Origin of the sequence: Pseudomonas sp. NPDC089758, assembly GCF_044748705.1 — a bacterium.
In the GTDB taxonomy this organism is placed as follows: domain Bacteria; phylum Pseudomonadota; class Gammaproteobacteria; order Pseudomonadales; family Pseudomonadaceae; genus Aquipseudomonas; species Aquipseudomonas putida_X.
Genome location: NZ_JBIVGN010000014.1, coordinates 100442 through 114158 on the forward strand (window position 1 = coordinate 100442; position 13717 = coordinate 114158).

Sequence of the window (13717 nt, forward strand, 5' to 3'; positions counted from 1 at the left end):
TTGTAAGGCTGCCGACTGCTGTCGGCAGCTTCCGGTGGCGGGCTCAGAAGCCCATCTTCACACCCAGTTGCGCCGAAGTACCGGGCATCGGGTAGTTGGTACGGTAGGCGTAGTCACGGTCGAACAGGTTCTCCACGGCGACGAACACTTCGCCCACCTTGCCCAGTGCGGGTACGGCGTAACCGACGCGCATGTTGACCACGGTGAAGCTATCGACTTTGGAGAAGTTGCTGGCGCCGGCGGTGCGTTCCTCGGCCAGCACGTACATGTCTTTCTGGTACTGCGCATCAGCCGACAGGCGCCAAGGCCCGGTCTCGTAGGTGGTGCCCAGCGACAGCGATTTCTGCGGCGCGTAGGGCAGGGTCTTGAGGGACGGATCGAGCCAGGTGAAGCCGACGAAGCTGCTCCAATTGCTGGTCCAGCGCTGCTGCCAGGTGGCTTCGGCACCCTTGATGTCGTAGTCACCCAGGTTGATGTAGGAGGGGCTCGACACGGCCGGCGGGAAGGCGAACAGATAGCGGTCCTGCAGCTTGTCCTTGAACACCGCCAGGTCCAGGGTGGCGCTGTCGATGGGGTTGAAGCGCACGCCCAGTTCCTGGTGGTCGACTTTCTCGGGCTTCAGGTCCTTCCAGGTTTCACCCAGCGCCGGGATCAGGCTCGACATCACCGAGGCTTCCAGGCCGGGGTAGTTGATGCCGCGCGAGGCGTTGGCACGGAACTCGACATTGCTCGATGACAGCAACAGGCCGGCGTGCGGGGCGGTGGCGTTGTCGAACACATTGTGCTCATACGTGCGTACGCCGACCGAGGGGGTCAAGGTCCAGGTGTCGTTGAGGGCAAAGGCATGGCTGACGGCGAGGTGCGGCGATGTCACGCGCAGGGTGGGCGCATCGAACTTCGCTTGTGGCGCCGGGGCGATGCGCTTGAAGTGGACCTCGCCCTTGCTCTCGTCGATGTCCAGGCCCAAGGCCACTTCGCCGCCTTGCCAGGGGCGCAGCTGTTCTTCCCAGCGAATGCCTTGGAGCGTGAAGTCACTGATGGTGTCGCCGTCCAGGCCGGTCTGGTCAAGGGCCGAACCTCGGCCTTCGTTGTGGTAGACCTTTAGGCTGCCATCGCCCCATTCGTGATTGTGCGCCAAGGACAGCGAAGCGAGTGTGCCGCGGGTATTGAACTCGCCATTCTTGGTTTCCGGCAGGCCTTTCTGCCCGGGGTCAGAGACCTGGTTATTGGCATGCAGCAGCAGCAACCCGGTACTCCAGTTCTCATTCAGCCGGTAACCCAAGCGCGCCATGCCATTGTTCAGCCGGCCATCACCGTCACTGCGGTCACCGTCGGAGTGGGCCGCACCCTGGGCCAGCAGGTAATCAAAATCGCCTTCCCGGCCAATCAGGCTGGCTTGTTCGGTGGCTGTGCGGAAGCTGCCGCCGGTGAGTTGCAGCTCCCCATGGTGGTTGTCGCCCTGCTCGGCAACCTTGGGCGTCAGGTCGATGGCCGCGAAGGTGTTGCCGAACTTCTGCGGCTGCGGGCCTTTGTACACGCTGATGCTCTGCATCGCGTTGATCGGCAGCAAGTCGAGCAACGGGTGGCCCCAGACGCCCATGTAGAACGGAACGCCGTCGATGTAGGTCTTGATCTCGCTGCCCGGGCGGCTGGCACCCATGCCGCGGATGTACACCGCACCGCCTTCGGCACCGCCGAACGAGCCGACCGGGTTGAAGCGCGACACCACTACGCCGGGTGTACGACGCAGGGCCGAGGACAGGTCGAGGGCGTTGAGGTCGCGGATTTGCTCCTGGCCTACCACGGTGGTCAAGCTGCCGAAGCTATCGACGTTGTTCTGGTCGATGACCGAGGTCCCGACCACCGAGGTTTCGGCCAACTCCACCGTGTTGGTCTGGGCCAGCGTGGCACCACTGGATAACGCGAGTGCAGCAGCGCAGCAGATTGTCTTGTTCTTCATGCTCTGGGTATTCCTGAATGCAAAAGTGGCAAGGCGAGCCGTAGTCCACGCGCCAGGCGACATCCCCATGTGTATAGAGCCGGGGGCGTGGTGAGGCTATTGGGTTGATTCAGGCCAGGGCGGGTGAGGCGCGGGGGTTGACTGCAGGCCAAAGGCGACGAGGCCAGGCTGCAGGGGAGGCGGGCAGGGAACTGTCAGGTGTCACCCGGGCGACCGGAAGGTCGCGCAGCAGGGGCATCAATGCCAGGCCGGTGTGGCTGCACAAGGGGCAATCGAGCGTAGCGCCTGCGGCCAAGGTGTCACCCAGCCTTGGCGCGAAGCCAAGCGGACCGGGCGGGGCCCCGGCGTGGCCGCAGAAGGCACTACCTGCACCATTGAGCGTCAGGCCGCTGGTCTGGCCGTGGCCGAGCCCGCAGTGCAGCACGGCAAACAGCACGCTGGCGTAAAGGAGCCAGGCGTAGGCGTGACGACGTCCTGCTGATCGGTGCATATCCCTTGCTCGATGACTGCGGCGGTTGTAATGGGCGGTGCGCGAGTCTAGCAACGCTTGCTGTTCACGCAGGGTGCGACAGCCTGCCGCACCAGAATTTGGCTTGCAAGATACCGCCGCACTGACCCTGTGTAGGCGGTTACCAAGGGCGCGCCTTTCTTAAGGCGGCCCTGGTACGCCAATCACTTGGACATGTAGTCGATCACGGCCTTGTAGTCGTCTGCGGTGCAATCCATGCACAGGCCGCGCGGCGGCATGGCGTTGAAGCCTTCGGTGACGTGCTTGACCAGTACCTCGTTGCCTTTGGCCAGCCGTGGCTTCCAGGCCTCGTGGTCACCTTTTTTCGGTGCCGTGGGCAGTTGACCGTTGTGGCACATCTGGCACGCACGGTTGAACACTGCCTCCGGGTCCTGGGCCGCTTGAGCCAGGCTGGCGGTTGCCAGGCAAGCAAGCATTGCCAGTGTTTTTTTCATGACCGACCTCTCAGGTTTTTTATTGGAAGGCAGAGTCTATGGGAGTACGCATGCCTGTCAGGTGCGACACCCTGCCGCACTACAGGCTGCCAAGGCTTACCTGCCTGGTTGATGCATGGGGTGCGGCAGGATGTCGCAGGGCGGCGTTGAGCCGAGGCCGTGCTACGTTGAAGTCGATCCGGTGTTTGACTCTTGGCAGGGTTTTCATCGGGTCAAACAAAAGCCGGGGCGTATCAACGCCCCGGCTTTTGTCTTTTCAGGTGCTCAGTTGAAATTTCAGGCCGCGAGCACCCCGACGCTGGCCAAGCGGGCGCCCAGCCGATCGCCGCTGCCAAAGCCGTTCAACCGCGGGCTCGAACTGTGGAGCGACGTAGCCTGCGCCAGCCTAAGATGATTCCACTTAGCGAGATCACCAGGCCGCCGATGCTCAAGGCGATGATCAGGCTTTCGCGTAACGCCGGCCTTTGCAGCAGGGGTTGCAGGTCCCAGCTGTGCAAGAGATTGAACAGCCAGCGGCCGGTGCGTTGCCTGGTATCGTGGCTGGCCACCATCTCCCCGCTGGCCGGATCAAGGTAGACCCAAGTGCTGGCGGCGTCGTCGAATCGCAGGCGCAGCACCGGCAACGGGCGGCGCTGGGAGCCATACATGCTCTGGGCGTCGCGGGCGAAGTAGTAGGCGTCGTAGTGGCGCTGCCAATGGGTATGCACTGGGATGCCTGCCGCCATCGCCTGGGCAGCGTTGAGCAGGCGTTGCTCGGACAACTGCCGTACGGGTGCCGCGTCGGCCTCCAGAATCCGACTATCGCCCACGGCATCGCGGGCCACCAGAAAGGTGTCAGCGCCAAGGCGTTGCCACTGCAGTTCCACAGGGGCGAACCCAGGTATCTTGTGCAGGCGGGCCAAGGCCTGGGCAACTGGCTGGCCGATGTCCACCGCACGTAGCGGCCCTCGATGCAGAGCCTGGGTGGCCAGTTGCGAGCGACTGTCGGTGAGGCCCCAAGGGCGCATCGACATGAATCCGCTGAATATCCACAGCACCAACATCCCACCGAACAGTAACCCACCTATATGGTGCCAGCGCAGCCAACCGCCGGGATAAGGGCTGCACGAGCCACTGCGATAGCGCTTGCGCAGCCGCAGGCGCAAGATGCCGACAGCCATGCCCAGCAGCGCCATGATCGTTGCGGCCAGAGACAGCCCGATTACCAGGGTGCGCCAGCCGTGGCTGAACCCAAACCCGCCGCGTAGCGGGTAGAGCCAATGCAGCCAGGCCCCGACCCAGTTCCAGGCGCGCTCCCGGGCTGTGACGTCACGCACCAATTCTGCAGTACGTCCGGACAGGTACAGCCAGGTACCGGCTGCATCGTCGACCTGCACCCGGTGCAAGGGGCGGTCGCTGTCCAAGGCGGTGGAGTGGGTCCACATGTCCTCGTCCACGGTGCCCCGGTACGCCAACCCGACCTCGCCTGCATACTGCCGCGCGCTTTCCAGCGCCCAGCCGGCGTCGACCTGCGCCAGGGGCTGGCCGCTGGCAGCGTCAAGCGCGACGCGGCGGCCATCGGCCAATTCCAACAGGTAGTACGGCCGCCCACCCAGGCTGGTCAGGCGCAGCGCTTTCAGAGGCTGCTGCGCCCACTGCTCGGGTAACTCGGCGCAGCAACCCACAGGCAAAGCCGGCAGGTGGGCAAGGCGTTCGGCCGGTGTCAGCTTGGGGTAGCCGACATACAGCATGACCACCCCAGAGACGAACCACAGCGCCATGAACAGGCAGGCGACGATTCCCAGCCAGCGGTGCCACAGGTAGAGCTGGCGCTTCACGCTCATCAGTAGCGCCACTGCACGGCGACTTCCAGGCTGCGCGGCTCACCCAGGTAGTACTGGGTATTGGTCTGGTGGATGAACCGGGCGTAGACCTCGTCGGTCAGGTTTCGCAACCGCGCGCTGACTTGCACGTGCTTGTCCAGGTCGTGGGTCATGGAAAGCCCGTAAACGGTGTAGGACGGTACCCACGAGGTATTAGCGGTGTTGGCGTACACCGACGACACATAACGGGCGTCGGCGCCGACCTGCCAGCCCGGGGCGAGGTCGTAGGTCAGCCAGAGATTGGCCACCCGATCAGGAATGTTCACCGGGTTCTTGCCTTTGCGCGAATACACCACACCGCTGATGGTCTCGTTGAATTCGTCGTATTCGGCGTTCACCCAGCTGAAGTTACCTGCCGCCAGCAGCTTGGGCGTGACTTTGAACGAAGCGGCCAGTTCGATACCGGTAGAGGTCTGCTGGCCTGCCTGCTCGGTGGTGTTTGGCACGGTCGAGGAGGGCACCGAGATGTTCTTGCGCACGATCCGGTAAGCCGCTGCAGTGGCCGTACCGCGGCCATCGAGGAAGTCGAACTTGCTGCCCACTTCGACCTGGCGCCCGGTACTCAGGTCGAAGTCGCCCACTTGGCTGATCGAGGCACTGGTCAGGGTGCCTCCCGGCGGCTCGGCCGAGGTGCTGTATTGGGTATAGAGGCTGACATTCGGGGTCAGGTCGTAGACCAGGCCCAGGCGACCGGTCACTGCGTCCCAGCGCCGGTCCAGCTTGGCCCGCGCAACGTGGTCGATGACGTCGAAATCGATGTGGTCGTAGCGCAAGGCGGTTATCAATGACAGCTGATCCGTCAGACGGGTACGGTTCTCGACAAAGGCCGAGGTGGTGTCGGTGGTGGTGGTGCGTCCCTTGGCCATGGGCGCGTCCATACCGGGGATATCGAGGAAGTGCCCTGGCTCGAAGCCATTGGGGTCAACCGTGTCGAACGCGCCCTTGGACAGCGGGTAGTTGGTTTGCTGGTTGCTGTTGTAGTCCATGCCGAACGCCCAATCACTGGCCAGGCCGAACAGCTCACCCTGATGGGTCAGCTCGACCCTGTCGCCGTTCACCTCCTGGTCGTGACGCTGGCGGTAGCCGCCCGAGCGAGCGATGGCGCTGTTGTCGGCGTTGTAGCGATACACCTCGAGGTTGCGGTAATCGCGCTGGCCGTTGTAGTGATAGAAGGTATTGCGCAGTTGGGTATTGTCGTCGAAGCGGTAGTCGGTGATCGAGCGTAGCCAGCGAGTGCGCTGTTCGTAGCGACCGTCTTCAACGTTGTAGTTGTTGAAGCGGTTGTGCTTGTCGATGTGCAGGGTGCCGACCAGTGGCTGCAATACCGGAGTGCCCCAGTAGGGGCTGTCTTCTTTCTCTTCCAGGTATTCGATGGCCAGCGTGTGCGAGAGCTGGTCGTTGATGTCGCTGAGCAGCGAGAAGGCCAGGTTGCCGGCCCCATTCTCCTGGCGATCGATGTAGCCGTTGGTGCTGGTGCGGCTGTAATCGAGACGGGCGTAATGGCGCGGGCCGTCGCCCGTGTTGAGCGCCTTGTTGAAACCGACCGAGGTTTCAGTAGTGTCGAAGCGGCCATAACTGACGCGCCCTTCAAACGTGTCTTCGTCTCGGCTTGCCAGCCGGGTGATGAAGTTCAGGCTGCCACCGACAGCACCGCTGCCGTTGAGGAAGGAGGACGGCCCGCCGAGCAATTCGATGCGGTCATAGATCCAGGCGCCCACCGGGCGCGCAGCGCCGCCATACTGCAAATTGATGCCATTGAACAACTGGCTGATCTGCGCGCCATTGAAACCCCGGTACGACACATAGCCGCCCCAGCCTGGCGGCGCCGAGGCGTTCACGCCAGGCAGTGCGTTGGCGGCGTCCTGGAAGTTGCGTGCGCCGATACGCTCCATGGTCTTGCGGTCGGCCACACTGACCGAAGCAGGGTTCTCACGGGCGCTGAGGTTGAGGCGCGAGCCGCTTTCGATGGGGCGGTCGAGGTCCAGGCGCGTGGCCTCGGTGGGTTGGTCAGCGGTGGCGGTAACGGTGCTGGATGGCAAAGTAAGGGTTTTATCCTGCGCCCAGGCGCAGTTTGCGCTGCCAACGAGCAGCGCCAAAGTGGTCATGCGGAGCATGCGAGGCTTCCTGGTTGAAATCGATGAACGCACCGCCGATGCCGGTCGGGTGGCTCGGGGGCGATGTCAGAACGCGGGAAGCGAAGCAGGAGAGGCGCGGGGGTTCACCCGTGGCCAGCGCAGCTTGGGCAGGCGTGGCGTGGGTTGGCTGGGTAAAGGGCTGGCCGACTGTTCGGCGAGCAGGGTCAGCAGGCCGAAAAATACGGCCAGCAGCGTGGCGCTGAACAGGCTGGCTATCACGCAGTCACCGCCGGCAGGCAGCATGGGGTCGGCAGTATCTTGCTCAGCTTTGAAAGCGCCGCTGGCGTCGGCGGAGCACCAGGCGGCGTCATCCAACCCGGCAAGGCGCAACCCGGCCATCTGCCCATGGCCCATGGCGCACAGCAACGAGCCGAACAGAATGCTGAAATACAGCACCCAGGCGACATGCGATCGTGTGTGGCGGGCCAGTTTCATGGCAGTACTCTGGATGGCACTGAATTGTCAGGTTAGATGTGGCGGCGCGATTCTACATCTTCTGAAACATCTGAACAGGGTGTTTTTTAAGGTGTGAGCATTCAACCGAATGATGCAGTTCGCTGCCCGAGCCCAACGGATGTCGAGTAAAAAGTGCTTTGTTGGTATGCGGTAATCACACGCTTTTCTACCTCTGGCGGCGGCCCGGGCCGACTCAGTTGCAATCGTTTGAAAGGCTGTGACTAGAAAGAAAGGCGTTGCTTTCGACGTGTTATAACATATCATTATTCGGGTGAGGCCAGCGTTTTCCGGCCGCGTCATTCCTTTCGTTTTGGAACTCACCCGTGATTCTGTGCCAAGACCTCTTGTGGGGGGCTGCCAAAAGCCCGTTGACCCCGCACCTGAACATCACGCTGCCAGCGGGTAGTTTGACTGCAGTGGTGGGGGCCAATGGTGCTGGCAAAAGCAGCCTCTTGAAGGTGCTTGCCGGCTTGCAGAAGCCTCTGTCCGGGCGCCTTCGCATCAGTGCCGAAGGCACGAAAATTGGCTATCTGGTCCAGCGCTCTGCCATTGACCGGCAGTTCCCCATCAGCCTGGGCGAGCTGGTCAGTGGCGGCTTCTGGGGGCAACGCCTGCACCGTCGGGAGCGCAGCCAGCGGTTGCGCCAGGCATTGCAAGCCTGGGAAATCGAAAAGCTCGCAGCCCACCCGCTCGAAGCGCTTTCCGGCGGCGAACTGCAGCGTGCGCTGCTGGCACGCTTGAGCCTGACCGACGCCAACCTGCTGCTGCTCGACGAGCCGGACTCGGCGCTGGACAAGCCGGGGCAGGCGTTGCTCTGGCGGCATATCGACGCTTGGCACAAAGCTGGCCAGACAGTGGTGGTGGTCAGTCATGACCTGCCGCGCGTGCAAGCGATGGCCGACTATTGCCTGCTGATCGACCGCGAGGGGTGCCAATACGGCCCCAGTCAATCTGTGATCGGGCGTGCCGCACTGGGGCAGGTGCAGTGATGTTGGATATGGCATGGGCACCGTTCGTCGAGTTCGCCTTCATGCGCCGTGCGCTGTTCGGCGGGCTCACCCTGGCGCTGAGTGTCGCGCCGTTGGGGGTATTCCTGGTGGTACGGCGCATGAGCCTGATCGGTGACGCCATTTCCCATGGCATTTTACCGGGCGCTGCTTTGGGCTTTTGGCTGGCAGGGCTGTCCGTGGTTGCCATGACACTGGGCGGCCTGGTGGCGGGCTTGATGGTGGCAGGCTTTTCAGCCCTGGTGAGCCGGCACACCGGTTTGCGTGAGGACGCAAGCCTGGCGGCGGTTTACCCGATTTCACTGGCTTCGGGCGTTCTGCTGCTCGGGCTGGCGGGCAAGCGCCTGGACTTGTTGGGGTTGCTGTTCGGCTCGGCCCTGGCGGTCGATCAGGCGACCTTGCAAACCATGGTGTGGGTAGCCGTAGGCAGTCTCTTGGCTTTTGCCCTGATTTACCGGCCTTTGCTGCTCGACAGCCTGGACCCCCTGTTCCTGCGTAGCGTCAGCCGCTTTGGGCCAATCGCCCATGGCGTGTTCCTGGGCCTGGTGGTCATCAACCTGGTGGTTGGCTTCCAGGCCATCGGCGCCTTGATGGTGGTTGGCCTGATGATGCTGCCAGCCATCGCCGCACGTTTCTGGAGCCAGCGCCTGCCCTGGCTGATAGCCATTTCGGCGCTGATCGGCATGGGCTCGGTCTGGCTGGGGTTGCTGTTGTCCTACTACGCCTCACTGCCCTGTGGCCCGGCGATCGTCGTCGTGGCCGGCTGTGCCTACCTGCTGTCGGTGATGGTGGGGCCGGTCCGCGGGCTGCTGCGTCGTCACTACACCCCTGTCACTCACTGAGGAGCCGCTATGCGCCCGTTGATCGTTGTGCTCATGTTGTTGCTGTCACCGTTACTGTCTGCCGCCGAACGCATCAAGGTAGTGACCAGCTTCAGTATTCTGGCCGATATCACCCGACAGCTCGGTGGCGATCAGGTACAGGTCATCAATATCGTCGGGCCGGACAGCGATGCGCATGTCTACGAAACCACGCCGGATGATGCCAGGCACGTGTTGCAGGCGCGCCTGGTGGTGGAGAACGGCCTGAATTTCGAGCCCTGGCTGGACCGCCTGATCAAGACCACCGGCACCCAGGCTCAGGTCGTCCGGGCTAGCCAGGGCATCCTTCCGCGTACCTTGGACGAGGAGGGCCAGACCATCCCCGACCCCCATGCCTGGAACAGCCTGGCCAACGCCAAGATCTACGCGGCCAATATTGCCAAGGCGCTGGAAGCGGTTGACCCCGGCAATGCGCAGGCCTATCGCAGCCACCTGGCTGCCTACCAGCAGCAGATCGACGCCTTGCTGGCCGAGGTGAAGAAAAGCTTCGCGGCCTTACCGGCGAACAACCGGCGTATCGTTACCTCGCATGATGCCTTCGGTTACCTGGGCCAGGCTTACGGCATCGAGTTCCTGGCACCCCAAGGCCTTTCCACCGACCAGGAGCCTACTGCCAAGGATGTCGCCAGCATCATTTCGATGATCAAGCGCGACAAGATCAAGGCCGTGTTTATCGAGAACATCAAGGATTCCCGGCTGATGCAGCAGATTGCCGACGATACCGGAGCGAAGATAGGTGGGACGCTGTATTCCGATGCACTTGCCGCCCAAGGCCCTGCCAGTACCTACCTGGGCATGTATCGGCAGAATGTGCAAACCCTCACCCAGGCGCTGGCAGGCCAGTGAGGCCAGCGCCTCCAGCCCTTGCCGGCTGGAGGCGGGCAACGGTCATTTGACCACGGTCACCGGGCCGTGGTCGTCGCAGTGATCGCCGTGCGGGTGGTGGAGGTGGCCATCGACCAGGTAATCGACATGATCACCATGGGGGATCGCCTCATGCCCGCAGCCCGGGCCGTGGGTATGGTCGGCAGCATGGCCGCCACATTGGTGGCCGGGGGTGCAACGGTCGGGATTCTGGCCGTTGGCTTCCAGTGTGTGTTCATCGACATGGTCGCCATGCACGTGATGCAAGTGCCCGTCGTGCAGGTAATCGATATGCCCATCGTGCTCGATTGCAGTGTGGCCGCAGCCGGGTTTGTGCTGATGGTCATGGTGGGGATGCTGGTTGCAGGTACCCATTTCGAACGCCTTTAACGAGTGCTGAGACATTCAGCGTAGTTGGCGGGCGCCGCTTCTTCCAACCCGCTGAAGACCGTCGGTCCTTTGGGCTGACATCCCTGCCGTACCTCGGCCGAGATGGCCGAGGTACGCTACTTTCGTCACTCGTGGTGCGGTTCACCCAGGAACGTCAGCGAACTGAAGAAGCTCTGCTGGGCAACGGGGCTGCCTTCGGCCATCGGCAGGGTAGCCTGAGCCGCGATGATGTTGAGCCCTTCATTGCGAACGGTGACACGTGCGCGGCCTTGCTGGTCGGTGGTGGCGCTGACCTGGTGAGGGGCGCCCCGGTAATCGCCCACAAGCGGGATATCCGCAGCCGGTTTGCCATCGAGCAGCACCTGCACTTCCAGCATCTTGCCCGGGCCGACCTGCAGAGGATCACTCAGGGGAACGATCGCCAAACGCAGCATGTCCAGTTTCGGCAGCCGAGCACCGCTCTGGTAGATCGCCAGGCTGTACTTGAAGCTGTGGGTGGAGGCGATCGCATCCTTGATGTGGGTGCGATCCTGATTGACCCACTGCTTGTCCGGGCGCTGCGACCAAGGCCCGTTGTCCAGCAGCACGGCCAGTGCCGCAGGCGGTGTGAGCGGCTGCAGAACAGCATGGTCCGCCAGGCGCTCGACGGTGACCGGGACCATGTCCCCAGTCGCGTCGAACGCCCAGGCGCGCTTGATCTTCTGCGCCTTGTAGGCGTTATCCTCGGCGCCGTGGCCGTACACAACCTCGATATTGCCGCGTCGCTCCTCGGTCCACAGGCCGTGGGCGCCTGCGTTGACGCTGACCATCAGGGTCAACAGGGCGACGACTTTCAACGATGGATGCATGATGATTCCTCGGTTCAAAGGCTTAGGGTCAGGCTGACACTGAAGTTGCGCGGCTCACCGGGCAGCACCCATGAACTGTTGTACGACCGTTCGTAGTACTTGCGGTCGAACAGGTTGTTGAGGTTGAGGCCGACGGTGACCTGTTCGCTGGCCTTGTAATGCGCCAACAGGTCGACGGTGGTATAGGCGTCCAGGGTGAAGTCGCTGCCGGCCTGACCGGAACGTTCGCCGACGTAATTCACCGCCGCCCCAACGTCCGAACCGCGCAGGGCACCTTCCTGGAATTCGTACACACCCATCACGCTGCCGCTGTTACGAGCGATGCCCAACAGGTCGCTGCCTTTTGGCAGGGCCGCGTCGCCCTTGGTGACCTCCGCGTCGATATAGGCGTAGGCACCTATCACGCGCAAGGCGTCGGTCAGCTGACCGCTGAACTGCAGGTCCAGGCCTTGGCTGCGGGCCTCGCCAGCCGCCACGCTCTCGCCAAGGGCGTCAGTGGTGATGACGTTCTCCTTGTCGATATGGAACAGGGCGATGGTCGCGCCCAGGCGGCTGTCGAGCAGGTCGAGCTTGACCCCGGTCTCGTAACCCAAGCCCTTTTCAGGCTTGTAGACCTGACCCTGGGTGCCGATGGTGTTGGGTTTGAACGAGGTGGATGCGTTGGCGAACACGCCGACTTGCGGGGTCAGTTGATACAAGACCCCAATGCGCGGAGTCGCGACGTCCTTTTCCTGGCTGTCGCTGGCACCGGTGGTGCGGTTCTGCGATGTCTGCTCGAAGCGCTCCAGGCGTACACCCAGCAGTCCGCGCAAGCGGTCGGTGAAGGCGATCTGGTCTTGCAGGTTGATCGCGTAGCTTTCAGTGTGCTCGAAGAAGTCGTTGGCACGGGTGATGGCCGGCTTGGGCTTGCCGTATACCGGGTTGTAGATATCCAGGCCATACCCTGCAGAGGTGGCGCTTTGCGGGTACTTCTGGCTGTTGCGGTAGTTTTCGTACTCCAGCCCGACCAGGGTCTGATGCTGCCAGCCACCCAACTCGAACTGCCCGTGCAACTCGGCCTGGGTGATGTTGTCGTTCCATTCGAAGTCGCGTTCGCGATAGAAGCGCGTGATGGTGGTGCCCACCAGGGCCTGGGGCTCGGAGCTGTTGCCCTTGAGCGTGCCTTGGGTGTAGTGGTTGGCCAGGCGCAGCTTCCAGTTGTCGTTGAGCACGTGTTCCAGTGCGACGTCGAGGGTCTGGTTGTCGTTGCGGATCTTGCCGTCATTCGGCTCGCCGAGGAAGGTCGAGCGCTTGACCGAACCCATTTCGCCGTTGACCGCCGGAATGCCACGGTCGAACACCGACTCGGTACGGGAAAACTCGGTGTCGATCATCAGCCGGGTGTCGGGCGACAGCTGCCAGCTCAGGGAGGGGCTGACGATACGGCGCTCGCTGCCGACATGATCGCGGAAGCTGTCGTTGTCCTCGATGGCGAGGTTGATCCGGCCCAACAGGTTCCCTTCGCTGTCCAGCGGCGAGTTGGCGTCCAGGGCGGTGCGGTAGCGATCCCAGCTGCCGGCACTGAGGGTGAGGTTGCTGAACGCTTCGGCCTGGGGACGCTTGGTGACGATGTTGACCAGGCCTCCAGGGTCGCCACGGCCGTACAGGCTGGCAGCCGGGCCTTTGAGCACTTCGATGCGCTCGATGTTGGACGTGTCCGGCGCGCTGTAGCTGCCGCGGTTGATGGCGAAACCGTTCTTGTACAGCTCGCCAGTGGTGAAGCCGCGCACACTGTAGTTGAGGAACGTCAGGCCGCCGAAATTGTTCTGCCGCGACACGCCGCCAGCAAAGTCCAGGGCGCGGTCGATGCGGGTGGTGTTGAGGTCCTTGATGACCTGCGCGGGCACCACATCGATACTCTGCGGTGTGTCGCGGATGTCGGTATCGGTGCGGGTGGCCGTGGCTGAGCGGGTGGCACGATAACCTTGCACCGGCCCGTCGGCGCGCTCCTGGAGGTAAACGTCGGTGATGGCGGTTTCGTCCAGCACCAAAGGTTCTGCCGCTAGAATCGGCTGGCCGAACAAACCCAGCGTCAGGCCGGCCAGAAGGGGTGTACGAGGGTTCACGAAAAGTCTCCGTTTTTCATGCCATAACGCTGCATTTTTTAGTTGTCCTGGCTTGGGCACTGCCCGCGAGTTGGAAAGGGATTACAGGCGATACACGTCAGGTGCCACGGCGCAGGCCTAGCGCCAGGCCTGACAAATGAATCTTGATGAGGAAAGGTTCATCTGTTGGGGCGCGCATTCTAGAAGATGTAATAACGTAACGCCAGGGCTTAATGATCATTTCCAGTTGCAAGTGATTCCTATTGG

The 13717-nt window shown here is 62.7% G+C and carries 12 protein-coding genes; 4 read left to right on the forward strand and 8 right to left on the reverse strand.

Annotated features, from left to right (window positions below):
- Nucleotides 1-43: 43 nt before the first annotated feature.
- The 6 genes from ACIPZH_RS18875 to ACIPZH_RS18900 form a co-directional block, all read right to left on the reverse strand.
- A complete protein-coding gene (locus tag ACIPZH_RS18875; protein WP_241806932.1) occupies nt 44-1960 on the reverse strand; it encodes a TonB-dependent receptor in 1917 nt (638 codons plus the stop codon).
- Nucleotides 1961-2069: 109 nt separating this feature from the next.
- Nucleotides 2070-2450 (reverse strand): DUF2946 family protein, encoded by a 381-nt coding sequence (locus ACIPZH_RS18880; protein WP_400637317.1) that lies wholly within the window; start codon nt 2448-2450, stop codon nt 2070-2072.
- A gap of 182 nt (nt 2451-2632) precedes the next feature.
- Nucleotides 2633-2923: a cytochrome c5 family protein gene (locus tag ACIPZH_RS18885; RefSeq protein WP_267823708.1), complete on the reverse strand. Its 291-nt coding sequence runs from the start codon at nt 2921-2923 to the stop codon at nt 2633-2635.
- Between the two features lie 341 nt (nt 2924-3264).
- Nucleotides 3265-4740, reverse strand: a complete 1476-nt coding sequence (locus ACIPZH_RS18890) for a PepSY domain-containing protein (RefSeq protein ID WP_400637367.1) — start codon at nt 4738-4740, stop codon at nt 3265-3267.
- Between the two features lie 5 nt (nt 4741-4745).
- The gene (locus ACIPZH_RS18895; RefSeq protein WP_400637319.1) at nt 4746-6899 is read right to left on the reverse strand and encodes a TonB-dependent receptor; all 2154 of its coding nucleotides are present in this window, start codon (nt 6897-6899) and stop codon (nt 4746-4748) included.
- A gap of 66 nt (nt 6900-6965) precedes the next feature.
- Nucleotides 6966-7355 (reverse strand): DUF2946 family protein, encoded by a 390-nt coding sequence (locus ACIPZH_RS18900; RefSeq protein WP_400637320.1) that lies wholly within the window; start codon nt 7353-7355, stop codon nt 6966-6968.
- A gap of 344 nt (nt 7356-7699) precedes the next feature.
- Here ACIPZH_RS18900 and ACIPZH_RS18905 point away from each other — a divergent pair, with 344 nt between their 5' ends.
- The 4 genes from ACIPZH_RS18905 (at nt 7700) to ACIPZH_RS18920 (ending at nt 10518) form a co-directional block, all read left to right on the forward strand.
- Nucleotides 7700-8365 carry a metal ABC transporter ATP-binding protein gene (locus ACIPZH_RS18905; RefSeq protein WP_400637322.1) on the forward strand — a complete coding sequence of 222 codons (666 nt, stop codon included), beginning with the start codon at nt 7700-7702 and terminating at the stop codon, nt 8363-8365.
- Entirely contained in the window at nt 8365-9225 is an 861-nt protein-coding gene (locus tag ACIPZH_RS18910) for a metal ABC transporter permease (RefSeq protein WP_241806939.1), read from the forward strand. The genes ACIPZH_RS18905 and ACIPZH_RS18910 overlap by 1 nt, the downstream gene beginning before the upstream one ends.
- A 9-nt stretch (nt 9226-9234) precedes the next feature.
- The gene (locus tag ACIPZH_RS18915; protein ID WP_400637323.1) at nt 9235-10110 is read left to right on the forward strand and encodes a metal ABC transporter substrate-binding protein; all 876 of its coding nucleotides are present in this window, start codon (nt 9235-9237) and stop codon (nt 10108-10110) included.
- A 66-nt stretch (nt 10111-10176) separates the two neighbouring features.
- Nucleotides 10177-10518: a hypothetical protein gene (locus ACIPZH_RS18920; RefSeq protein ID WP_267823721.1), complete on the forward strand. Its 342-nt coding sequence runs from the start codon at nt 10177-10179 to the stop codon at nt 10516-10518.
- A 125-nt stretch (nt 10519-10643) separates the two neighbouring features.
- Here ACIPZH_RS18920 and ACIPZH_RS18925 read toward each other — a convergent pair whose 3' ends face one another.
- The gene (locus tag ACIPZH_RS18925; protein ID WP_349975472.1) at nt 10644-11366 is read right to left on the reverse strand and encodes a DUF4198 domain-containing protein; all 723 of its coding nucleotides are present in this window, start codon (nt 11364-11366) and stop codon (nt 10644-10646) included.
- Nucleotides 11367-11380: 14 nt separating this feature from the next.
- On the reverse strand, nt 11381-13471 hold the full coding sequence (locus ACIPZH_RS18930) for a TonB-dependent siderophore receptor (RefSeq protein ID WP_400628038.1): 2091 nt from the start codon (nt 13469-13471) through the stop codon (nt 11381-11383).
- Nucleotides 13472-13717 lie beyond the last annotated feature (246 nt).

Coding starts and splice junctions, on each gene's coding strand:
- ACIPZH_RS18875 (WP_241806932.1), bottom strand. CDS start 1,960: ATGAAGAACAAGACAATCTGCTGCGCTGCTGCACTCGCGTTATCCAGT.
- ACIPZH_RS18880 (WP_400637317.1), bottom strand. CDS start 2,450: ATGCACCGATCAGCAGGACGTCGTCACGCCTACGCCTGGCTCCTTTAC.
- ACIPZH_RS18885 (WP_267823708.1), bottom strand. CDS start 2,923: ATGAAAAAAACACTGGCAATGCTTGCTTGCCTGGCAACCGCCAGCCTG.
- ACIPZH_RS18895 (WP_400637319.1), bottom strand. CDS start 6,899: ATGCTCCGCATGACCACTTTGGCGCTGCTCGTTGGCAGCGCAAACTGC.
- ACIPZH_RS18900 (WP_400637320.1), bottom strand. CDS start 7,355: ATGAAACTGGCCCGCCACACACGATCGCATGTCGCCTGGGTGCTGTAT.
- ACIPZH_RS18910 (WP_241806939.1), top strand. CDS start 8,365: ATGTTGGATATGGCATGGGCACCGTTCGTCGAGTTCGCCTTCATGCGC.
- ACIPZH_RS18915 (WP_400637323.1), top strand. CDS start 9,235: ATGCGCCCGTTGATCGTTGTGCTCATGTTGTTGCTGTCACCGTTACTG.
- ACIPZH_RS18925 (WP_349975472.1), bottom strand. CDS start 11,366: ATGCATCCATCGTTGAAAGTCGTCGCCCTGTTGACCCTGATGGTCAGC.